The sequence below is a fragment of the Anaerocolumna xylanovorans DSM 12503 genome, from assembly GCF_900143645.1.
In the GTDB taxonomy this organism is placed as follows: domain Bacteria; phylum Bacillota; class Clostridia; order Lachnospirales; family Lachnospiraceae; genus Anaerocolumna; species Anaerocolumna xylanovorans.
The window spans coordinates 214438-234227 of record NZ_FRFD01000011.1; the positions used below are offsets into that span (position 1 = coordinate 214438).

Genomic DNA, 19790 nt, shown 5'->3' on the forward strand with positions numbered 1-19790 from the left:
CTTTGTCTTCACCCTTTTAACTATCTATTATATTCTACTGCTTTTTCATATTTGTGAGAAAGAGCTTATATTACAGTCCTAATTCTTCCGGACCGGATATCTTTCCGGTTACGGCACTGGCAGCAGCCACCGCAGGGCTGGCCAGATAAATTTCTGATTCTACATGTCCCATTCTTCCTACAAAGTTCCGGTTAGTAGTAGCAACGGCACGCTCACCCTGGGCTAAGATACCCATGTGCCCGCCAAGGCAGGGTCCGCAGGTCGGAGTACTTACGGCAGCACCGGCCTTTATGAAGATAGAAAGAAGTCCTTCCTCTATCGCCTGAAGGTAAATATCCTGGGTTGCAGGGAAGATAATAACCCTCATGCCCTTCTTAACCTTTCTGCCCTCCAGTACTCTGGCTGCTGCTCTTAGATCTTCAATTCTTCCGTTGGTACAGGAGCCGATTATTACCTGCTGGATTTCAATATCTCCTATCTCATCAATAGTTCTCGTATTCTCCGGAAGGTGCGGGAAAGCCACCGTAGGACGTATCTTTGATAAATCGATGATATAGGTCTTGTCATATTCAGCATCGGCATCCGCCTCATAAACCTTATATTCCTTTTTCGAATGTTCCTCTATATAAGCAATCGTCTTCTCATCCACAGGAAATATTCCATTCTTGGCACCGGCTTCAATTGCCATATTTGCCATGGTAAAACGGTCATCCATAGAAAGATTCCTAATTCCGTCTCCCACAAACTCCATGGATTTATACAATGCTCCGTCCACTCCGATTAAGCCGATAATATGAAGGATAATATCCTTGCCGCTGACCCATTTGGCAGGACATCCGGTTAATTCAAATTTAAGGGCTGCCGGTATCTTAAACCAGGCTTTTCCGGTTACCATTCCGGCTGCCATGTCGGTGCTTCCAACTCCCGTTGAAAAGGCGCCTAATGCTCCGTAAGTACAGGTGTGGGAATCTGCACCGATTACTGCTTCTCCGGCAACTACCAGCCCTTTCTCCGGTAACAGTGCGTGTTCGATACCCATCTCACCGATTTCAAAATAATTGGTAATATCATATTCCTTTGCAAATTCCCTTAAGCATTTGCAGTTCTGGGCCGACTTAATATCCTTATTAGGGGTAAAATGATCCGGCACCAGAGCAATCTTGTCCTTGTGAAATACCTGTTTCTTCTCTATCTTTTCCATCTCCTGTATAGCAACAGGTGCGGTTATGTCATTTCCTAAAACCATATCCAAATCAGCTTCTATTAACTGTCCGGCTTCTACTTCCTTAAGCCCTGCATGAGCAGCCAGAATCTTTTGCGTCATTGTCATTCCCATAATGAACTCCTTTCGTGAATATCAAACTTTGATTGAATATTCCTGAATTTATTATCTCCATATTACCTGATTTCCTCTGCTATCAGGTCACCCATTTCATCCGTTCCAACCAAAGTGCTGCCCGGCGACGTAATATCAACCGTACGGTAACCTTTACTCAACACACTTCTTACTGCATCTTCCACCTTAAGAGCCTCTGCTTCCAGGTCAAAGGAATACCGCAGCATCATGGCCGCAGATAGGATGGTTGCCATGGGATTTGCTTTATTCTGTCCTGCAATATCCGGTGCCGATCCATGACTTGGCTCATAAAGTCCAAGCTTTGTCTTTCCAAGACTTGCCGAAGGCAGCATACCGATGGAACCGGTTATCATGCTCGCTTCATCGGATAAGATATCACCAAACATATTCTCAGTAAGGATTACATCAAACTGTCCGGGGTCCTTTACCAGCTGCATGGCGCAGTTATCAACCAACATATCACTTAATTCCACATCCGGATAATCCTTTGCAACTTCCTTTACTACCTGCCTCCACAGTCTGGAGGAATCAATAACATTTGCCTTGTCAACACTGCACAGTTTCTTTCTTCTCTTTCTGGCAGTTTCAAAGCCCACCTGCGTAATTCTCCTGATTTCTTCCTCATCATAGGTCAGCATATCATAGGCCTTTCTAAGTCCGTTTTCTATAACGGTTTTGCGTTCTCCAAAGTAAAGTCCTCCTGTCAATTCCCTTACTACCATCAGGTCAAAACCTTCCCCGATTATTTCTTCCTTTAAAGGGCAGGCTTTCCGTAAATCATCAAAGAGAAGCGCAGGCCTAAGATTGGCGAAAAGTTCAAGTCCTTTGCGTATCTTTAGCAGTCCCGCTTCCGGTCTTAGCTCCGGCGGCAGACTGTACCAATTCGACACTCCGACATTTCCTCCTACAGCTCCCAGCAGCACCGCATCACATTTCTTTGCTGCAGCAAGAGTCTCTTCCGTAAGGGGGACGCCGTGAACATCTATGGAGGCCCCTCCCATTAAAAGCTCCGTGTAGCGAAAGCTGTGTCCGCAAACCTTTCCAACCTTGTCCAGTACCTTCTTTGCTTCCCTGATAATTTCCGGTCCGATCCCATCTCCCGGAATAACCGCAATGCTGTATTCCATCGCCGCTTCCCTGCCTTTCTTTCTTTTACTGGTATTCTAGCATATATTTTGGTATAATTGAAATACATAATAAGAATATTTATTATAACTTAAAGTTATGATAAAAGGAGGTGATTTTTCTGGAAAGCAACCTGACCCTATACCGCATCTTTAATTCCGTAGCAGGAACAGGAAATATATCCCGCTCCTCCAAAGAGCTTTTTATCAGCCAGCCGGCAGTAAGTAAGGCAATTCAGACCCTTGAGGAAAATCTTCATATGACCTTATTCATCCGCTCCTCCAGAGGTGTACGCCTGACAGAAGAAGGCGCTCTTTTGTATGAATATACGAAATCAGCTTTTGACACACTAAAACAGGGTGAGCTGACCCTCTTTCAGATGCAGGAGCTTGGTATAGGACACCTGCGCATAGGTGTCAGCACTACTCTTTGCAAATACATCCTGCTGCCTTACTTAAAAGATTTTGTAAAATGCTATCCCCATATCAAAATCACCATTGAATGCCAGTCCACCTACAAAACCTTAGAGCTTCTAAGTCAGAATAAAATCGACATTGGTTTAATCGGTAAGCCTGATAATCTAAAAGGTATGGATTTTTATGAGGTGCAGCAGATTGAAGATATCTTTGTCAGCACAGAGACCTATCTTAATAATCTAAGCCTTCAATTATCAAAGAATACTAATAATAAGGCTTCCTTTGATACAAAGAGCGCCACGGAAATTCTAAGAAATTCAAATGTAATGCTTTTAGATGAAAAGAATATTACAAGATTATATGTGGAGGACTACTTTACCAGAAATAATATTAAGACAAACCAGCTGCTGGAAGTCAGCAGTATGGATTTGCTGATCGAATTTGCCAAAATCGGCCTTGGCATTTCCTGTGTTATTAAAGAATTTGTCCAGGAGGAATTAAAGAGCAAGGAGCTTATAGAACTTTCTTTAAACCCTCCCTTAAAAAAGAGAGCCGTAGGCTTTGCCTACAGTAAGGAAGCCTTTCTTCCCCAATCTTTAAAGCATTTTATCAGCTTTTACAAGGAACGCTGCTCAAGCTAGATGCATATACTTAAAATAAAACAACGAAAAGAGTCCCCTATGACGCAATATAATTTCTACTCCGGAATGATCCTAACCATAGAGGATGTTCTGCTGGACTCAAGAGATACCTTGGGCTGTAATAAGCTGTTTACCATAGAAGACAATGACAACAATATCATTACCTTCCTTGTAACCCCTTCCACTTATTTTATTGACGATACCACAGCAAACGAGGGTGATTATATAACCGGTTTCTATGATGCCAATGCACCGGTTCCCTTAATATATCCCCCCCGCTTTCGTGCCTTGATTATGGCCGTGAATATGGGTGATGTCAATGTTAAAGTAGATTATTTCAACCGGAATCTTATAAGTACTGATGGAATGCTAAGACTAAACATTGCTCCTACCACCGCCCTTGTTTTGCAAAACGGTCAAGCTTTCTACCAAAACCCCGCGAATCATACCCTTATTGTTCTTTACGGCCCAACCACAAGAAGTATTCCTGCAATCACAACACCTTACCGGATTATTGTCCTGTGTGAGCAGATGTAACCAACGGCTGCTTCTTAAGGCGAGCTGTCAGACAATGAACTTTCTGTAATAATCAAATGCAGAGGGCAGGGAATATATCTCCTCTATTTCTCTTTTTAGTGCCCAGACAGGGACAGTCTTACTCTCCTCCTTGTCCTTCCTATAGCTTCTGCTGTCCTCTGCCACAATTTCCCTTACATGAACAAGATACCCTGTCATGTGCCATTCCACATGTGAGAATATATGCTTTGCTTCTCCTAAGGGTATAAACCCTTCTATTGCATACCCTAAGCCTGTAAGATACTCTTCTGCCATAAGTGGCGAGAGCTTTTCATCCACCCCCGGAAACTCCATCATCCCGGCAAGAAGTCCCTTCTTTTCTCTCTTGTTTAGAACATATCTTCCTCCGCTTTCAAGCAAAAAGACCGTCCTCTCCTGAATCTTTCTCGGCTTTTTTTCTTTCTTAACCGGAATTTTATCCTCAGTCCGGTTTTTAAATGCCTGGCATAAATGCATAAGGGGGCATTTGTTGCACAAAGGCCTTCCTACCGGAATACACACTGTTGCTCCCAATTCCATAACCGCCTGGTTAAAATCCCCCGGCCTGTCCTTTGGCATTACAGCTCTTAAATCCTCTTCCAGGCTTTTCTTAACTTTTGCCTCTGTTATATCATCAAAGCTTCCTGACACCCTCATCATTACCCTTAATACATTTCCATCAACTGCCGGCTCCGCAATATGAAAGGCTATGGATGCTATTGCCCCCGCCGTATAGCTGCCAATACCGGGAAGAGTAAGCAGTTTCGTGTAATCTTTGGGAAGTTTCCCATCGTACTCACTGACAAGTATCCTGGCTGTCTTTTGCAGATTCCTGACCCTGTTATAATATCCCAATCCTTCCCACAGCTTTAAAAGCTTTTCTTCTTCTACGTCTGCCAGGGAGCTGATGTCAGGAAGGGCATTGATAAAACGTTCAAAGTAAGCTTTTACTGCCTCTACTCTTGTCTGCTGGAGCATAATTTCCGATATCCAGACATAATAGGGTTTTGGATTTTCACGCCAGGGGAGTATTCTGGCATTCTGCCCATACCAGTCCAGTAAAAATTCTATTGTTGGGGAATAATCGTACTTCATCATCGATAACCTTTCAAATATTGTTTTATTCGTGAAAAAACGTACCGGAACCCTTAAGTTCCGGCACGTTTTCTGCTGCCTTTTATTACAGCCTGTCTGCAAAATCCATTATTAGTTATTGATTAATTTATTCTTTTTGGTCCAGCTCATCATCTTACGAAGATCTTCGCCGACCTTCTCAAGCTGATGCTCTGATTCTCTTCTTCTCATGGCAAGGAAGTTTGTACATCCAATCTGGTTCTCAAGGAGCCAATTACGTGCAAATACACCCTCCTGAATATCCTTTAATACCTTTCTCATGGCATTCTTGGTATCTTCTGTAATAATCTTGGGTCCGGTAATGTAATCACCATACTCTGCTGTATTGGAGATGGAGTATCTCATGCCTGCAAAACCGCTTTCATTGATTAAGTCAACAATCAGCTTCATCTCATGGATACATTCAAAATATGCGCTTTCCGGTTCATAGCCAGCTTCTACCAGTACTTCAAAGCCTGTCTTCATAAGCTGTGTAACACCGCCGCAAAGAACAGCCTGCTCACCAAAAAGGTCTGTCTCTGTCTCCTCTCTGAAGGTGGTCTGAAGAACACCGGCTCTTGCTCCGCCGATAGCAAGGGCATAAGCAAGTCCGATATCATGTGCTTTACCGGTCGCATCCTGTGCAACAGCTATAAGGCAAGGAACACCCTGTCCTTCCTGGTACTGGCTTCTAACGGTATGTCCGGGTCCTTTAGGAGCAATCATAATAACATCTACATCAGAAGGAGGTACAATCTGTCCGAAGTGTATGGAAAAACCATGAGCAAACATAAGTACATTACCTGCCTCAAGGTTCGGTTCGATAGATTCCTTATAAAGCTTTGCCTGCTTCTCGTCATTAATAAGAATCATAATGATGTCAGCTTTCTTTGCAGCTTCTGCCGCCGTATACACTTCAAAGCCTGCTGCTTCTGCCTTCTTCCAGGATTTGCTGCCCTCATAGAGTCCGATTATGACATGGACACCGGATTCCTTTGCATTTAATGCATGAGCATGTCCCTGGCTGCCATAACCGATAACTGCTACGGTTTTGCCTTCCAGTAATGATAAGTTGCAGTCTTCCTGGTAAAAAATCTTTGCCATATCTTTTATCCTCCTAATAAAAATTAAAATTATTATTGAAAAAGTGTGGCTACACAATAGTGTGGTTACACTTAGGAATAATCTTAGTCGTCCAAATAATCCGCAATGTCTCCCGAACCTCTTGCAAGTCCTGTTATACCGGTTCGAACCATTTCCTTTATGGTAAATCCCTCCAAAAGTTTAATGAAAGCATCTATCTTGGCCTGGTTTCCGGTAAGTTCTATCATTAATGACTCCATTGCCACATCCACTATCTTGGCACGGAAAATATCCGCAACTGCTATAACGGCCTGTCTTTCTTCTACAGTAGCAAGTACCTTGACTAAAATCAATTCCCTGCAGACAGACTCTTCCGGTAATAGCTCTCTTACTTCTCTGACATCTTCAAGCTTTAAAAGCTGCTTCCTGATTTGTTCCAGTATCTGGTCATCTCCGTTTACTACAACTGTCATTCTGGAATACAAAGAATCCTGGGTAACACCAACAGTGAGGCTGTCTATGTTATAACCTCTTCTGCTGAATAATCCGGAAACTCGGCTTAATACTCCGGCGGTATTATCCACAAGTATTGATAAAACCATTTTCTTCATATTGACCTCTTTTCTGAATATTCAGTCTCTGATTGAATATTCGATAATTGGTAGTTGAAAAAACAGCCTTTTTGTTTATTCAACCTGACTCTTCTAGCAGATTGTAATACCTTCACTTCCTGTATATAAATTGTTTACATTGTAACAATATGAATATAAAATGTCAATAAAGAAAACCGGAAATTTTAACTTTTCAACGCTTTACCGTCAAAAAGTCAAAGAAAGCTTTTGCATAAAAGTCCTTGATTTTTCTATAATATCAACAACAATGCAATGTTTCTTACCAGCCCGGATTTTAAGAATCCAAAGCGGAGACACTGGTATCTTTTACAAAACCAATTTTTCTCCATGAGATTCGACATTGCATAAACTTGCATTTTTTTATCTTCCGAAAGAGAATCCCTATAGATTTCATAAAACTCTTTTGCCTGACTTGCATTAGCGTAGAGTACCTTTTTTTGTTCCTTTAAGGCAGCTATCCTTTTCCTTACATAGGCGTAAAAATCCTGATTTCCAACAACATTGCCGCCATGCTGCCTATAATAAAGGGTGGGAAAGGGCAGATATACCATGTGTCCGAAAGCTGCTCCCAGTAAGCCTATCCACCAGTCATGGTATCGGACTTGCTTCGGTAGCACCGTCAGTTTCTTCTCCAGTGCTGCATTAAACATGACTGTACATCCTATTAATTTATTCTCCATCATGATATGGGGAAGGTCTAATTTTCCTGTATTCAGGTGGTTACTCTTATGAAAAGACGGATTAATAACATTTAATTTTTCATCTGTTATCATAGCATCCGTAAATATCACCAGCGGAAGTTTTTGGGAATACTTTTTCTCATACCGTTTCATAGCCTTTAGGGTTTTCTCGATTTTATCAGGCATCCAGACATCATCCTGGTCGCAAAACATATAGTAATTATCTGATTCATTTTCAGGGCTGTTATTTACCGTTTGTGAGGAAACAGTTTTCACACCCTCTAAGAAATTAAGGGTTACGCCTTTATTTTTTACATTTTTAATATAATGAATTCTGCCATTCGCTTCTGCTTCCTGCCTGCTAATGATATCCTCTGTTTCATCAAGCGAACCATCATCAAAAATCCAAAGTTCCCATTCTGTAAAGGTACTCTGCCTTATGGACATAATCTGCTCCGTTAGATAAGCTGCTCCGTTATAAGCCGCCATAATTATATGAACTTTGCCCATTTCATCCTCCATGCATATCCCAGGCTTGTCTGCAGACCAGTCTGCAATGCTGCCCAAATAGAAATTAAAAAATGTACCGCATTTTTCAACTATCTTCTTTTCTGAACATTCAATCTTTGGTTGGATATTCGTTAATTCACAATTGACTTTCCATCTTTAAAATATCCCGGATTCATACTCCACTTCTTGATAAGGGAAAGGGGCAGTTTTTTATAGTTTTTACCTGCCAGATACCCCAGGTACTTAAATCCACTCTCTATTACAAGTTCCGGTATCAGATATATCCTTCCTTTTTTCAACAGGTAGGAGGCTGTTTGAAGGACCAGCTTCTTTCCTTCATTTTCTGATTTAAGCCCGGAAAAAACCGACGGATACTCTGCCTGGGAAACAGCCAGATCAAAGTTCCTCTTAAACTGCTCTTTGCTGGTATAGCTATGGGAATGGTAAACCTTTGCCCCGGAAGCATAGGCTATGGAATAACCGGCTTTTATAATAGCCGCTGCCATGATCATGTCCTCATTAAAGATTGTCTTTGAGACAAAACCACCCAACTCCTCATAAACACTTCTTTTGTATACCGCACACACATTGGAACAAAAATAGGTCTTGATTCCAAGCCTCTCAAGATCAGCCAGTGTTTTAACCGCATCTTCTTCAGGATAATTAAACTTTCTTGTATAGCTTTCAATAACCCCTGCTTCCTCTCTTGGCAGCTGCCTTGCATAAGCAGCTCCAATACTTTCGTCAGCAAAAGCTTCCTTTAGCTTTGTTAAAAGCAAGGTATCAGCAGGAACTGCATCCTGGGTCATAAACATCAAAAGATCTGCCGTTGAAAGGGATGCCCCATAGGCCCTTGTCCCGCCATGGTCAAAGTCTTTTTTATTTATTTCGATACATTCAATGCGAAAGTCGCTTTCTTCAAGCTCCATGGCATAGGCGATAAATTCTTCTCCTATCAGGTTCTTATTCCGCTCTCCCTGCTTTTCTTCCTCTATCGTTTGAAGAAGGATAATTCTGTCAGGCTTATCCTTTTGTTTTTTCAGCCTCTCTATCAGATGCTTAAATTTTATATCCGGCTTATATACCGGAATAATGACATCTATTTTAATATCCGTTACTTCCATCACAGATATGACCTCTCTTTTCGTTAATCTATAAACTACATCATACCCGCGTGTACTTCCATTTGTCAAGGAATTAAGGGACTACTTTTTTGAACATTTTTGGCCGGATTGACACTTTGAAATGATTATAGTGTGAATTATTGAAAATTATAATTCACTTTCTATTTAGGCAGTTTCGCAAGTAAACTTGCGAAATGCATGGGTGTTAGCGTGAAAAACAGAAAGCATTTTTCACTTTCTATTTAGGCAGTTTCGCAAGTAAACTTGCGAAATGCATGGGTATTACTATTGTAATTCATTGATAATAGAGTACGATTATGGTAATATCATAAAATAAAATTTAAGGAGTGAGATAAAAGAAATGCCAATCATTAGGGACGCAACTATCAATGATGCCGAAGAAAAAGGATTTGTACATTATCAAACCTGGCAAGAAACATATACCGGTTTGATGAATGATGCTTATATGAAAAATATGAAGGCTGAAAATTGTATCAATATAGCTCGAAAATATCCCGAAAATAATTTAGTTGCAATTATCAATAATATGATTGTTGGCTTTGCCTGCTATGGGCAATGCAAGGATGAAGGTATGGACGATTATGGAGAGATTATAGCTTTGTATGTATTAAAAAAATACCAGAAACAGGGTATCGGTAAAGCACTTTTGGAGGCATGCATAAATAAATTAAGCAATTATGACAAATATTGTTTATGGGTATTAAACACCAATCAAAAGGCTATCGAATTTTATGAAAAAGCAGGTTTTCAGTTTAATAGCGATAAAAAGCAGGAAGTGTTAATAACCCCTATAACAGAGTTAAGGATGGTTAGTGTGAAATAAAAAACCGTGCAGGGAAACTTTTCTTCCCTGTACGGTTTCTGTTGATTTATAGGCTATAATTTGAAGCACCTAATTTTCTTCTTACTTGATGGGTTTAGCATCAAAAGTAATGTTTAATGTCTTTTCTACGTACTTTCCGTTCTCCAGAGTCTCTACCTTGAGGGTACCGGCAGAACCAGCTTTGGTGTAGCTTAATCCCTGCTGTAAATCGGCCATAGACTGTACTGTGACATTATTAATACCCGTAATAATATCGCCGACCTGTACGCCTGCCTTTTCTGCTGCGGAATCTTTAGATACCTTACCTACGTAAACACCTACCGGCATATTAAAGCTTGCTGCATAGTCAGAGGTTACATCTTTACCCTGGATACCAAGGTAAGCGGATTCTGTTTTATCAGTAGAGCTGCTGTTCATCAATTCGTTGATAACCGGAATTGCATCGGATATAGGAATAGCATAACCGATACTTTCAACACTGTCATCAACATATTTAACAGAATTAATACCAATAACTTCACCTTTGGAATTCAATAATGCACCACCGCTGTTACCGGGGTTAATTGCTGCATCTGTCTGGATAAGTTTAAGTGTGACATTATTTACAGTTACTTCTCTGTTCAATGCGCTGATATAACCTACGGTTACGGATTGTCCATATCCTAAAGCATTACCGATAGCAATAGCCATCTCACCAAGCTTTAAGGAACTGGAATCTCCTAAGGTTGCTATCTTAATGTTACTGAGCGTTTTTTCTGATAACCCGCTTGTTTTAACAGCAACTACTGCAAGGTCTGAATTAGGGGCTGTTCCTTTGATGGTTGCCTCCGCTTTCGTATTATCATCAAATACAATCTGAACAGAGCTTGCATTTTCAACCACATGGTTATTGGTTGCTATTAATATTTCATTGCTGTTCTGTCCGATTATAATACCGGAACCGCTGCCTTCTTCCTGCTGGTTATACTGTCTTCCAAAGAAATCTGTAGTGTTCTGATTGATTGTTGAATTGATTGCAACTATGGAGGGCATTACATTGGATACCACCGTGGATACGTCACTGGAATCTTTATTTTGTGAAGTACTTGTCTCAACTGCGGTTACCCCATTATCTGTCTTAGAGTCTGTTGATGCGCTGCCTACCTTTTCAGTTGCTATGCTTCCATTTGTTATTGCATAATAGCCCTGGAAAGCGGCGCCTGCTACCAGACCGAATACTAAGGCCGAAGCTACCAGTTTAGCAAAGTTTTTACCTCTTCCCTTTCCCCTGCTTCTTCTTTTCTTTTCTTCCCCGGGGATGTCTTCGGTAAAAATTCCCTGTCCTTCAATAATCTTCCCGGTATCTTCATGATTAAAATCATTATATTCACTCATATTAATTTCTCCTTTCAACTTTAGCTATCTATCTCATTTGTTTCTTTTTTATTTATGACTAAAGTTTAACATCAAATTATGTCTTCTTTGTGTAGAGAAATTGAAAAAAATATGAAGAATCGTTAGTAATTTCCCAAAATCTTTAACGTGATTGCCTCTTCTTTAATTCCAAAAAGGGCATTCCTTACCCCTGCGTCCTTTAAATTTCCTTCAAAGTCCACAAAAAAGCGATATTCAAAAGTTCTTCCCTCCAAGGGTCTTGATTCGATTTTTGTCATGTTCAGGTTATTATAGATAAAATGTGACAGCATATTATAAAGGCTTCCGCTTTCATGGGGCAGTTCGAAGCAGATGCTTATCTTCTTAGCATCTTTCCTATATTTCTTTTCCTTGCCTATAATAATAAAACGAGTAGAATTATTGCACTCATGATTCACATTTTCTTTTAAAATTTTTAAACCGTAGATTTCTGCCGACTGCTTGCCGGCTATGGCCGCCTGGGTAATATCACCATCTGTGTATACCTTCCTTGCTCCATCCGAGGTACTTTTACATTCCACCGGTTTTATCTGTGGATTTGTATCTAAAAATTTCTGACATTGCAAGATTCCCTGTGTGTGTGAGTACACTCTGGTTATGTCTTTTAATTCTGCCTGGGGAAGGCCTAAGAGCACATGATCTACTTTAAGTATATGTTCGCCTACGATAGAATTATCATACTCAACTAAAAGATCATAAATATCTGTAATTCCGCCTGTGGAGGTATTTTCTATAGGAAGTACTCCATAGTCTGCACTCCCATTCTTTACCTTCTCCATTACTTCCCGGAAGGTTGAAACATTGAAAGCACTGACATCTTCACCAAAATACTCTTTAAAGGCCTGTTCCGTATAAGATCCTTTTGCCCCAAACCACACTACCTTTGTAGAGGAATCTACGGAAAGGGCATCCCTTTCTTCAAAAGGAATATCGGTATTGTCTCCGCTAACCAGGCTATATTGCATCTTACGGCTCATGGACATAATCTGTGTGAATAATTCTTCTACTCCATGACGGTTAAAGTCATTCCCTGCCAATTCTTTTAAGGCGGTAAGCTTTGCCTGCTCCCTTTCTCTATCGTAAACCTTTTTTCCTGTCTGTATCTTATATTCTGCTACATCCTTTGTCAGCTTCATACGGTATTCAAAAAGGCGGACGATTTCTTTATCGACTTTGTCAATTTCATCTCTGCTATTCTGCAAATCTATCATACTAATCTAACTCCTTTCGTGAATATCAAATCTGTCTTTTACACATATCACAGACCTGCCTAAGATATTGCTTTATGCTTTTATTTACGCATTTTACGTTTGTGGCTGCAGATATAAGCGGTATACTTCTTCTTTTACCTCTTTTAGAATAGAAAGTGATCCAAAAGCCAGGACAGCATAATTCTTATCCTCTTTTGTTTTCTCCTTTATCATTGAAAGCGCATTCCTTACAGTTATTGCATCCACTGCTTTCTTCCCCTGCTTTGCTGCTGCATCTGCCAGTTCTTTTGAAGGCAGTGCCCTTATGTTTGGAGGTGTAATACAGTATATTTCAGATGCGTACCCGGCCGTAAGCCGTAAGACAGCTTCATAATCCTTATCCTTAAAAATTCCCATAATATAGTACAGCGTTTTATCCTTAAGATAGAGCCTGATATTATCTGCTAAAGCTCTTGCAGCTCCTTCGTTATGGGCTCCGTCTATCATGATAAGCGGGCTCTTGCAAATGCACTGGAATCTTCCTTCCCATACTGCATTTTTAAGTCCTTCATAAATATCTTCTGTTTTTAAGGAAATTCCATTCTTATTTAACGCTCCTGCGGCATGAATTGCAGTAACTGCATTGTAGATCTGGTTTTTACCCAGAAGCTTAATTTTTAAGTTCTTCCAGTCACCATAATCAAACAGGGTTTCTCCCATGTCCATGTTTTTAATAGTAACCTTTGAAAAATCCGCTGTTATGAGGGAAGCTTCCATTTCTTTTGCTGTCTCTTCAATAACTTTTTCTGCTTCTTCTTCCTGCTTATAGGACACCACCGGTATTCCCTTTTTGATTATACCAGCCTTATGCCAGGCTATTTCTTTTAAGGTATGTCCAAGATACTCGGTATGGTCCATACTGATAGCAGTAAGTACGGCACATTTAGGAGAATCTATGATATTCGTGGCATCCAGTCTTCCTCCCATGCCCACCTCAATAACTGCTATATCGCATTTTTTCCGGTAAAAGTACAGGAATGCCATGGCTGTCTCCACTTCAAAGATTGTAGGACAATCCTTTCCCTTAGCTGTCATTCTTTCGCAAGCGCCCTTGATTACTTCAATGCAGGAAGCAAACTCCTCCCTTTCAATGGAAGTAATGTCTATTTCAGCAGAAGCATCGGTTTTACTCACTGTATCTTCATTCCTTTTACCTGCCGGCTGTTTTGAAATTATCTGTATCATTTCTTCATACTGAAAAACAGCGGGAGAGGAAAACCGTCCGGTCACATATCCGGCACATGCCAATATGGAGGCAATATAAGCGCTGACAGAACCCTTTGCATTAGTCCCTGCCACGTGTACAAATGCCACTTTTTCCTGCGGTGAATCAAGTTCCTTAAGCAGCTGTGAGATGGCGGTAAGCCCAGGTTTACTGCCTGTCTTTTTCACCTCTTCTAAAAAGCTTATGGCTTTTGAATATTCCATTCTACCCCCTTTTCTGCACTGCTTTTTGCGCGTCTTTAGTTTGTGGTTGCAGCGCAGACATAAACTTGCCGAGTGAAACTTTATCTTTCGCTATTTTTCTTCACAGACTTGGAATATATAGAATTTAAGATAATAGGATTCGTCAGCTGCCCAAAGTATCGGATGATCCGGAGCCTGGGTCCGATATTCCACCTGACGCAGGCTTTTTTTCGCACTTTTTGCTGCCTGCCCTATGGTCTCCGCAAAAAGCTCCGGGGTCATAAAATGAGAACAGGAACAAGTCGCCAGAAATCCTCCGTCCTTTATCAGTTTAAGAGCTCTTAAATTAATCTCTCTGTATCCCTTTACAGCATTCTTTAGAGAATTTCTGGACTTTGTAAAAGCAGGAGGGTCTAAGATAATTACATCATAAAGCTCTCCTTCCTTTTCAAGTCTTGGTAGCAGCTCAAATACATCCTCACAGGCAAAATGCACCCTGTCCTCTAAACCGTTTAAACGGGCATTTTCTTCTGCCTGACTTACGCCAAGTGATGAAGCATCCACACCTGTTACCTCTTTAGCCCCTGCAAGTCCTGCATTTAGTGCAAAGGAACCGGTATGGGTAAAGCAGTCAAGTACTCTGGCACCATTACAAAGCTTTTTAATAGCTTCTCTATTGTATTTCTGGTCCAAAAAAAAGCCGGTTTTTTGCCCTTCTGCTATATCCACCATATACTTAACGCCATTTTCAAGAATTTCTACCTTGGTATCAAAGGGATCACCTATGAAGCCTTTACTTCTTTCCATTCCTTCATTTTCCCTGACCTTGGCATCACTGCGTTCATAAATCCCGCGGATTAGGATACCATCCTGTTTAAGGATATCAACAAGTTCGTCCAAAATAACCTTTTTTAGTTTGTCTATTCCCAATGCCAGAGACTGTACCACCAATACATCTGCAAACTTATCTACCACAAGACCGGGCAAAAAGTCCGCTTCTCCGAATATGATGCGGCAGCTTTCGGTATCTACAACTTTCTTACGGTAATCCCAGGCTGCCTGTACGCGCATTCTGATAAAGCTCCTGCTTATCTCTTCACCCTTTACCCTTGAAAGCATCCTGACAGTTATCTTTGATTTTGTATTTATAAATCCACAGCCCATATAATATCCGTCAAAGTCATGCACATATATCAAATCACCATCTTCGAACTGCCCGGTAATGCCAGCTACCTCATTATCATAAACCCACATGCCGCCGGCCTTTAAGGTTCTGCCTTCTCCTTTTTTTAATGTTACAATTGCTTTTTCCATGTATTTCTCCTGTCTTTTGCTTTTATCACCAATTATATCATAGTGATGCGGAAAGTCAACGAAGCGAATACTTTCCGCTGCGGCTGATTCATGTTATTTTATCATTGTTAGGAAGAGGCGATATCTGCTATAATAGATTGGATTTATATAAAAATAAAGTATAGAAAGAGGTTGTCAGACATGCTAAAGGGCATTATCTTCGATATGGATGGTGTTATCATTGACAGCGAACCCACCCATGCGAAAGCCGCCGTAAATACACTGGAAACACTTGGAGTATCCTTAACTCTTGATTATCCCTACCGTTTTATCGGTTCTACAACAGAATATATGTTAAAAACTATGATACAGGATTTTAATCTTTCCATTACCATTGACTCTCTTCATGAACTCTATAAAAAAGCACTGGCAAAGCTTATCAAAGAGGAAGGTTACATTCCTATTCCTCATGTCATTACACTTATTAAGCATCTACACCAGAAAGGATATGCTCTTGCTATCGCTTCTTCCTCTACGCCTGAGGAGATTACCGCAGTAACACAGGCTTTACAGATATCCTCCTGTTTTTCTAAGCTGGTAAGCGGAGCTACTGTCTTACACCCAAAGCCTGCTCCGGATGTTTTTATAAAAGCAGTGTCAGAGCTGAATTTAAAGGCAGAGGAATGTATTATCATAGAAGATTCCTGCAATGGGGTAAAGGCCGCCTGTGCAGCAGCTATTCCTGTTATCGGATACTTAAATCCCAATTCCGGCAATCAGGATTTAAGCCAGGCTGCCATCCTAATTGAAGGTTTTGACGAAATAGACGCTGCCTTTTTGGAAAAAGCCTATAACAGATATCATAATTTTCCTGTGGTCATAGCTGAAACCAAAAGGCTTGTTATAAGGGAAATGTCTGTGGATGATATCCCTGCTCTGATGAATATTTATAAGAACCCTGCCGTAAATTCCTTTCTTCCGCAGATTTATAAAGCTTCTCTGGACTCCCTGGATACAGCTATTGATAAACACAAGGCTTATATAAAAAATATGTATCATTTTTATGAATTTGGACTTTGGGGGGTATATTTAAAGACCGGCAGACTTATCGGACAATGCGGCATCGAACCTGCTCATATTGATGGAGAGGATTCCATTGAAATCGGATATCTGATTGACAGCAAATATCAGGACCTGGGCTATGGTAAAGAAGCAATTGAAGCCGTCCTTAATTATTCCCTTAACTGTCTGGATATCGGTAAGATAACAGCCCTTATTTCTCCCCAAAATATATCATCCATAGAAGCAATAAAAAAGGCCGGGTTTTTATATGAAAAGAATATCACCCGTGATGGGGATATGTATCAGAAATATAATCATTCATTTTTATGAAAGTAAATGGGCTGCCACCTGACAGCCCGTTTACCCGAAAATTAAATCGCCATTATACCTTGCTCTTGCTGTTATTTCCTAGTACCGTTGGTGTTGGTATTAGTATTGGTATTGTTCTTGTTGTTGTCTAAAGCATTTTCCACATCATCAACTGCATTATTAACACCGTTCTTAACATCATTTCCTATGGTGTTATTCGTACCTTTGGTAGTACCTGTGGTACCATTAGTGGTTCCGTTAGTTGTACCATTGGTGGTTCCATTTATCTTTCCATTAGTCGTACCGTTTGTGGTTCCGTTTGTTGTACCATTTGTCACACCATTGTCATAATTAGTATCCGTGTTGTTTGTTCCGGTATCATTATAATCTGTACCGATTTTGTTCTTATCGTCTGTTGTAGCTGAATTGTTCTTATCATTTGTCGTAGCACATCCGGTAAATGTTAATAATGTGAGACAGCATATTGAACATAACAGGCATAAACTTTTTTTCATAATAGTCCTCCTATAAATGATTTAATTTTACCTGTTTAGTATAACTCATTGCCCAGATATTATTCCTGACCGGATGACTTAAACTCTGGCATATTACTGCGGAAACGAAGCGGAAGGTTATTTCTTTGAAGCTCTTTATTTTCCCGTTCTTTGATAGATATAGAAGAGAAAAAAGCCTTCCACATACTGCCAATGCTTTCTTCTTTTTCTGTTATTTTTTTAATTTTATCCGTATCTAAGAATTCACCGCCTGTATAAAACCACTGCTTTGCCTTTTGATGAATAATTGCTGTATCTCTGTTCTCATCATAAATCACAAAGTTTTCCTGACTCAATCTGTCACTAAAATGAGGTGCCAGTAGTCTTATGATATCATTCTTGGGAGCTATTTTACTGATTAGAATTCCCTCCTCCATCTCCTGAAAACGCAAAAAACCTTTGAGATGATGGGCTTCATTGGATACATTCCGGTTCAGTTCAAAAATCTTCATAACATATTTATTATGGAGACAATCGATTACACCCTTTCCCATAGAAAATCCGACAATCAGAAAACGATAAATATCATCTCCCCTGGAAGCTTCACAGGAACAGGATGCACCACAGATAAGCTCGTATGCTTCATTTGATATCTTTTCGTAAACAGACCTTGCCACCTTCGAAATTTTCTCTTCTGAATTTTTGACATAGATATATTCTGTGAATAATTCCATATTCCCCTGGTCCTCACCGGCAAGGAGACGAATTTCATTATTAGCATGTCCATTCCTGTCACTCCAGGCATCATAAATCGCACTGAATATGCCTTCCAGGCTATTTTCACAAAAATAAACCTTTTTCATTGTCATATGAAACTTCCTATCTGTGCATTGGCTGATGCAAATTTTACATCGTCGAATAATGATAACTGCTTATAGGCCGATGCAGCTTCCATATCAAAAGGCAGCTTTTCCTTCACTCTTAAAAGCATACTCGTGATATAATTTTCTTCTATTTTGACCGGGTACATCATTCTGCCGTTGCAGGTAATAAAGTAAATGGCACGTTTTAAAACAATTCCCATTTTCTTCAAGTCTTCAAAGGATAGAATTGCTGTTTTTCTGGCTTTTACAATTCGTTGTGCTGATTTAACTCCGATTCCCGGAACCCGGAGTAAGGTATAATAATCTGCCTTATTAACTTCTATAGGGAATTGTTCCAAATGTCCGATGGCCCAATTGCATTTAGGGTCCATCAATATGTTAAAATTCGGTCTGTTCTCTGATAATAATTCCGTGGCCCTAAAGCCATAAAACCTAAGAAGCCAGTCTGCCTGATACAAACGATGTTCTCTAAGAAGAGGCGGTCCCTGGTTCAGTGCAGGAAGTGAGCTGTCTTCATTAATACTGATATAAGCCGAGTAAAATACTCTCTTTAAGTCAAACTTCTGGTACAGCGCTTCCGCTACCGATATAATCTGGTAGTCGCTCTCCGGTGTTGCACCGATAATCATCTGTGTACTCTGCCCGGCAGGTACAAACCCTCTATTGATACTCGGAGCTTTGATCATTCCAAAGGAAGTCTTCCTGCTGCTTGCTTCCGCTATCTCCTGCAAATCCTCTGCTATCAGAGTATTTGCCGTTCCTTGCCCTATTCTTACATTCCGTGCTGTCTCATGGGGTAATATCAAGCTGCCGGTATTCCCTCTGTCACCGGAAGCTTCCTGTTCAAGCTTAGTAAATCCCTGTTCTCTATACCCATCCTCTTCCATAAGCGGAATCCGGTTAAAAGCAGGTTTCCCTCTATTTTCCATTCTTCCAATCTGAATTTGCTTCATGGGCCGCAGAATATTCTTACGGGTCTTATTGGGTGCAAGCTGTCGCAGGCTGTCTGCCGTAGGCAGCTCTAAATTCACGCTCATTCGGTCTGCATACCAGCCTGCCATCTCTACAAGAACAGGGTCAGCTCCGGGAACAGCCTTACAATGAATATATCCGTTAAATTGATACTCCTCCCGAAGCATCCTTAAGGTCCTAAGCATCAATTCCATGGTAAAATCAGGGCTTTTAAGTACACCTGAACTTAAAAATAGCCCTTCAATGTAGTTTCTCCGGTAAAATTCTATCGTTAAGCCGCAGATTTCTTCCGGTGTAAAGGTAGCTCTAAGTACATCGTTAGAAGCTCTGTTCATACAGTATTTACAATCAAATATACATTCGTTAGTCAGCAGTATCTTAAGAAGGGAGATACACCTTCCATCCGCCGAAAAGGTATGGCATATGCCGCAAGCCAGAGAGTTTCCAATCCCGGAGTTACCAGTGCCGCTATTCGTTCTGTCCACACCGCTGGAGGTACAGGCTACATCATATTTTGCAGCATCTGAAAGTACCTCCAGCTTTTTCTGTACCGTCATATTTTCCTGAATAACAATACTCATGCCATCCTCCCGCAAACATTTGTTTGTATTAGTATAGCATAGCGT

18 protein-coding genes are annotated in these 19790 nt (G+C 40.6%); 4 read left to right on the forward strand and 14 right to left on the reverse strand.

Annotation, left to right across the window (positions count from 1 at the left end; genetic code table 11):
* Positions 1 to 70 precede the first annotated feature (70 nt).
* Both leuC and leuB read right to left on the reverse strand, forming a co-directional pair.
* Positions 71 to 1336 carry a 3-isopropylmalate dehydratase large subunit gene (leuC, locus tag BUF11_RS18625; RefSeq protein WP_073590369.1) on the reverse strand — a complete coding sequence of 422 codons (1266 nt, stop codon included), beginning with the start codon at positions 1334 to 1336 and terminating at the stop codon, positions 71 to 73.
* Positions 1337 to 1398: 62 nt separating this feature from the next.
* Positions 1399 to 2484 carry a 3-isopropylmalate dehydrogenase gene (leuB, locus tag BUF11_RS18630; protein WP_073590370.1) on the reverse strand — a complete coding sequence of 362 codons (1086 nt, stop codon included), beginning with the start codon at positions 2482 to 2484 and terminating at the stop codon, positions 1399 to 1401.
* Positions 2485 to 2603: 119 nt separating this feature from the next.
* On the opposite strand from leuB, the gene BUF11_RS18635 reads away from it, so the two are divergent.
* Positions 2604 to 3539, forward strand: a complete 936-nt coding sequence (locus BUF11_RS18635) for a LysR family transcriptional regulator (protein ID WP_073590442.1) — start codon at positions 2604 to 2606, stop codon at positions 3537 to 3539.
* Positions 3540 to 3578: 39 nt separating this feature from the next.
* Positions 3579 to 4076, forward strand: coding sequence for a hypothetical protein (locus BUF11_RS18640; RefSeq protein WP_073590371.1), 498 nt, complete (start codon positions 3579 to 3581; stop codon positions 4074 to 4076).
* 27 nt (positions 4077 to 4103) lie between these two features.
* Here the strand turns inward: BUF11_RS18640 and mutY are convergent, their stop codons facing one another.
* The 5 genes from mutY to BUF11_RS18665 form a co-directional block, all read right to left on the reverse strand.
* Positions 4104 to 5192 carry an A/G-specific adenine glycosylase gene (mutY, locus tag BUF11_RS18645; RefSeq protein WP_330393911.1) on the reverse strand — a complete coding sequence of 363 codons (1089 nt, stop codon included), beginning with the start codon at positions 5190 to 5192 and terminating at the stop codon, positions 4104 to 4106.
* A 108-nt stretch (positions 5193 to 5300) separates the two neighbouring features.
* The gene (gene ilvC, locus BUF11_RS18650; RefSeq protein WP_073590372.1) at positions 5301 to 6311 is read right to left on the reverse strand and encodes a ketol-acid reductoisomerase; all 1011 of its coding nucleotides are present in this window, start codon (positions 6309 to 6311) and stop codon (positions 5301 to 5303) included.
* An 83-nt stretch (positions 6312 to 6394) separates the two neighbouring features.
* Positions 6395 to 6901: an acetolactate synthase small subunit gene (ilvN, locus tag BUF11_RS18655; RefSeq protein ID WP_073590373.1), complete on the reverse strand. Its 507-nt coding sequence runs from the start codon at positions 6899 to 6901 to the stop codon at positions 6395 to 6397.
* A gap of 251 nt (positions 6902 to 7152) precedes the next feature.
* Positions 7153 to 8112, reverse strand: a complete 960-nt coding sequence (locus BUF11_RS18660) for a glycosyltransferase family 2 protein (RefSeq protein ID WP_073590374.1) — start codon at positions 8110 to 8112, stop codon at positions 7153 to 7155.
* A gap of 131 nt (positions 8113 to 8243) precedes the next feature.
* Positions 8244 to 9236 (reverse strand): glycosyltransferase family 2 protein, encoded by a 993-nt coding sequence (locus tag BUF11_RS18665; protein WP_073590375.1) that lies wholly within the window; start codon positions 9234 to 9236, stop codon positions 8244 to 8246.
* A gap of 361 nt (positions 9237 to 9597) precedes the next feature.
* On the opposite strand from BUF11_RS18665, the gene BUF11_RS18670 reads away from it, so the two are divergent.
* Positions 9598 to 10080 (forward strand): GNAT family N-acetyltransferase, encoded by a 483-nt coding sequence (locus BUF11_RS18670; protein WP_073590376.1) that lies wholly within the window; start codon positions 9598 to 9600, stop codon positions 10078 to 10080.
* 81 nt (positions 10081 to 10161) lie between these two features.
* Here the strand turns inward: BUF11_RS18670 and BUF11_RS18675 are convergent, their stop codons facing one another.
* From BUF11_RS18675 to BUF11_RS18690, 4 genes are all read right to left on the reverse strand, one after another.
* On the reverse strand, positions 10162 to 11454 hold the full coding sequence (locus tag BUF11_RS18675) for a S1C family serine protease (RefSeq protein WP_084558758.1): 1293 nt from the start codon (positions 11452 to 11454) through the stop codon (positions 10162 to 10164).
* A 122-nt stretch (positions 11455 to 11576) separates the two neighbouring features.
* Complete coding sequence (gene pheA, locus BUF11_RS18680; RefSeq protein WP_073590377.1) at positions 11577 to 12704, reverse strand: prephenate dehydratase; 1128 nt, start codon at positions 12702 to 12704, stop codon at positions 11577 to 11579.
* A 93-nt stretch (positions 12705 to 12797) separates the two neighbouring features.
* The gene (locus BUF11_RS18685; protein WP_073590378.1) at positions 12798 to 14171 is read right to left on the reverse strand and encodes a bifunctional folylpolyglutamate synthase/dihydrofolate synthase; all 1374 of its coding nucleotides are present in this window, start codon (positions 14169 to 14171) and stop codon (positions 12798 to 12800) included.
* Between the two features lie 90 nt (positions 14172 to 14261).
* Positions 14262 to 15464, reverse strand: a complete 1203-nt coding sequence (locus tag BUF11_RS18690; RefSeq protein ID WP_073590379.1) for a class I SAM-dependent rRNA methyltransferase — start codon at positions 15462 to 15464, stop codon at positions 14262 to 14264.
* Between the two features lie 180 nt (positions 15465 to 15644).
* Between BUF11_RS18690 and BUF11_RS18695 the strand changes: the two genes are divergently transcribed.
* Positions 15645 to 16835: a GNAT family N-acetyltransferase gene (locus tag BUF11_RS18695; protein ID WP_073590380.1), complete on the forward strand. Its 1191-nt coding sequence runs from the start codon at positions 15645 to 15647 to the stop codon at positions 16833 to 16835.
* 71 nt (positions 16836 to 16906) lie between these two features.
* Here BUF11_RS18695 and BUF11_RS18700 read toward each other — a convergent pair whose 3' ends face one another.
* The 3 genes from BUF11_RS18700 to BUF11_RS18710 are packed head-to-tail and all read right to left on the reverse strand — an operon-like array spanning position 16907 to position 19739.
* Positions 16907 to 17329 carry a hypothetical protein gene (locus BUF11_RS18700; RefSeq protein WP_073590381.1) on the reverse strand — a complete coding sequence of 141 codons (423 nt, stop codon included), beginning with the start codon at positions 17327 to 17329 and terminating at the stop codon, positions 16907 to 16909.
* Between the two features lie 59 nt (positions 17330 to 17388).
* Positions 17389 to 18177 (reverse strand): TIGR03915 family putative DNA repair protein, encoded by a 789-nt coding sequence (locus BUF11_RS18705; RefSeq protein WP_084558759.1) that lies wholly within the window; start codon positions 18175 to 18177, stop codon positions 17389 to 17391.
* Entirely contained in the window at positions 18174 to 19739 is a 1566-nt protein-coding gene (locus BUF11_RS18710) for a putative DNA modification/repair radical SAM protein (protein ID WP_175562104.1), read from the reverse strand. Before BUF11_RS18710 ends, BUF11_RS18705 begins: the two co-directional genes overlap by 4 nt.
* Positions 19740 to 19790 lie beyond the last annotated feature (51 nt).

Bases quoted from the DNA above. Each gene is read 5' to 3' on its own strand.
- leuB (WP_073590370.1), bottom strand. From the start codon at position 2,484: ATGGAATACAGCATTGCGGTTATTCCGGGAGATGGGATCGGACCGGAA.
- ilvC (WP_073590372.1), bottom strand. From the start codon at position 6,311: ATGGCAAAGATTTTTTACCAGGAAGACTGCAACTTATCATTACTGGAA.
- BUF11_RS18695 (WP_073590380.1), top strand. From the start codon at position 15,645: ATGCTAAAGGGCATTATCTTCGATATGGATGGTGTTATCATTGACAGC.
- mutY (WP_330393911.1), bottom strand. From the start codon at position 5,192: ATGATGAAGTACGATTATTCCCCAACAATAGAATTTTTACTGGACTGG.
- BUF11_RS18675 (WP_084558758.1), bottom strand. From the start codon at position 11,454: ATGAGTGAATATAATGATTTTAATCATGAAGATACCGGGAAGATTATT.
- BUF11_RS18670 (WP_073590376.1), top strand. From the start codon at position 9,598: ATGCCAATCATTAGGGACGCAACTATCAATGATGCCGAAGAAAAAGGA.
- BUF11_RS18700 (WP_073590381.1), bottom strand. From the start codon at position 17,329: ATGAAAAAAAGTTTATGCCTGTTATGTTCAATATGCTGTCTCACATTA.
- leuC (WP_073590369.1), bottom strand. From the start codon at position 1,336: ATGGGAATGACAATGACGCAAAAGATTCTGGCTGCTCATGCAGGGCTT.
- BUF11_RS18705 (WP_084558759.1), bottom strand. From the start codon at position 18,177: ATGACAATGAAAAAGGTTTATTTTTGTGAAAATAGCCTGGAAGGCATA.
- ilvN (WP_073590373.1), bottom strand. From the start codon at position 6,901: ATGAAGAAAATGGTTTTATCAATACTTGTGGATAATACCGCCGGAGTA.
- BUF11_RS18665 (WP_073590375.1), bottom strand. From the start codon at position 9,236: ATGGAAGTAACGGATATTAAAATAGATGTCATTATTCCGGTATATAAG.
- BUF11_RS18685 (WP_073590378.1), bottom strand. From the start codon at position 14,171: ATGGAATATTCAAAAGCCATAAGCTTTTTAGAAGAGGTGAAAAAGACA.
- BUF11_RS18640 (WP_073590371.1), top strand. From the start codon at position 3,579: ATGACGCAATATAATTTCTACTCCGGAATGATCCTAACCATAGAGGAT.
- BUF11_RS18690 (WP_073590379.1), bottom strand. From the start codon at position 15,464: ATGGAAAAAGCAATTGTAACATTAAAAAAAGGAGAAGGCAGAACCTTA.
- pheA (WP_073590377.1), bottom strand. From the start codon at position 12,704: ATGATAGATTTGCAGAATAGCAGAGATGAAATTGACAAAGTCGATAAA.
- BUF11_RS18660 (WP_073590374.1), bottom strand. From the start codon at position 8,112: ATGGGCAAAGTTCATATAATTATGGCGGCTTATAACGGAGCAGCTTAT.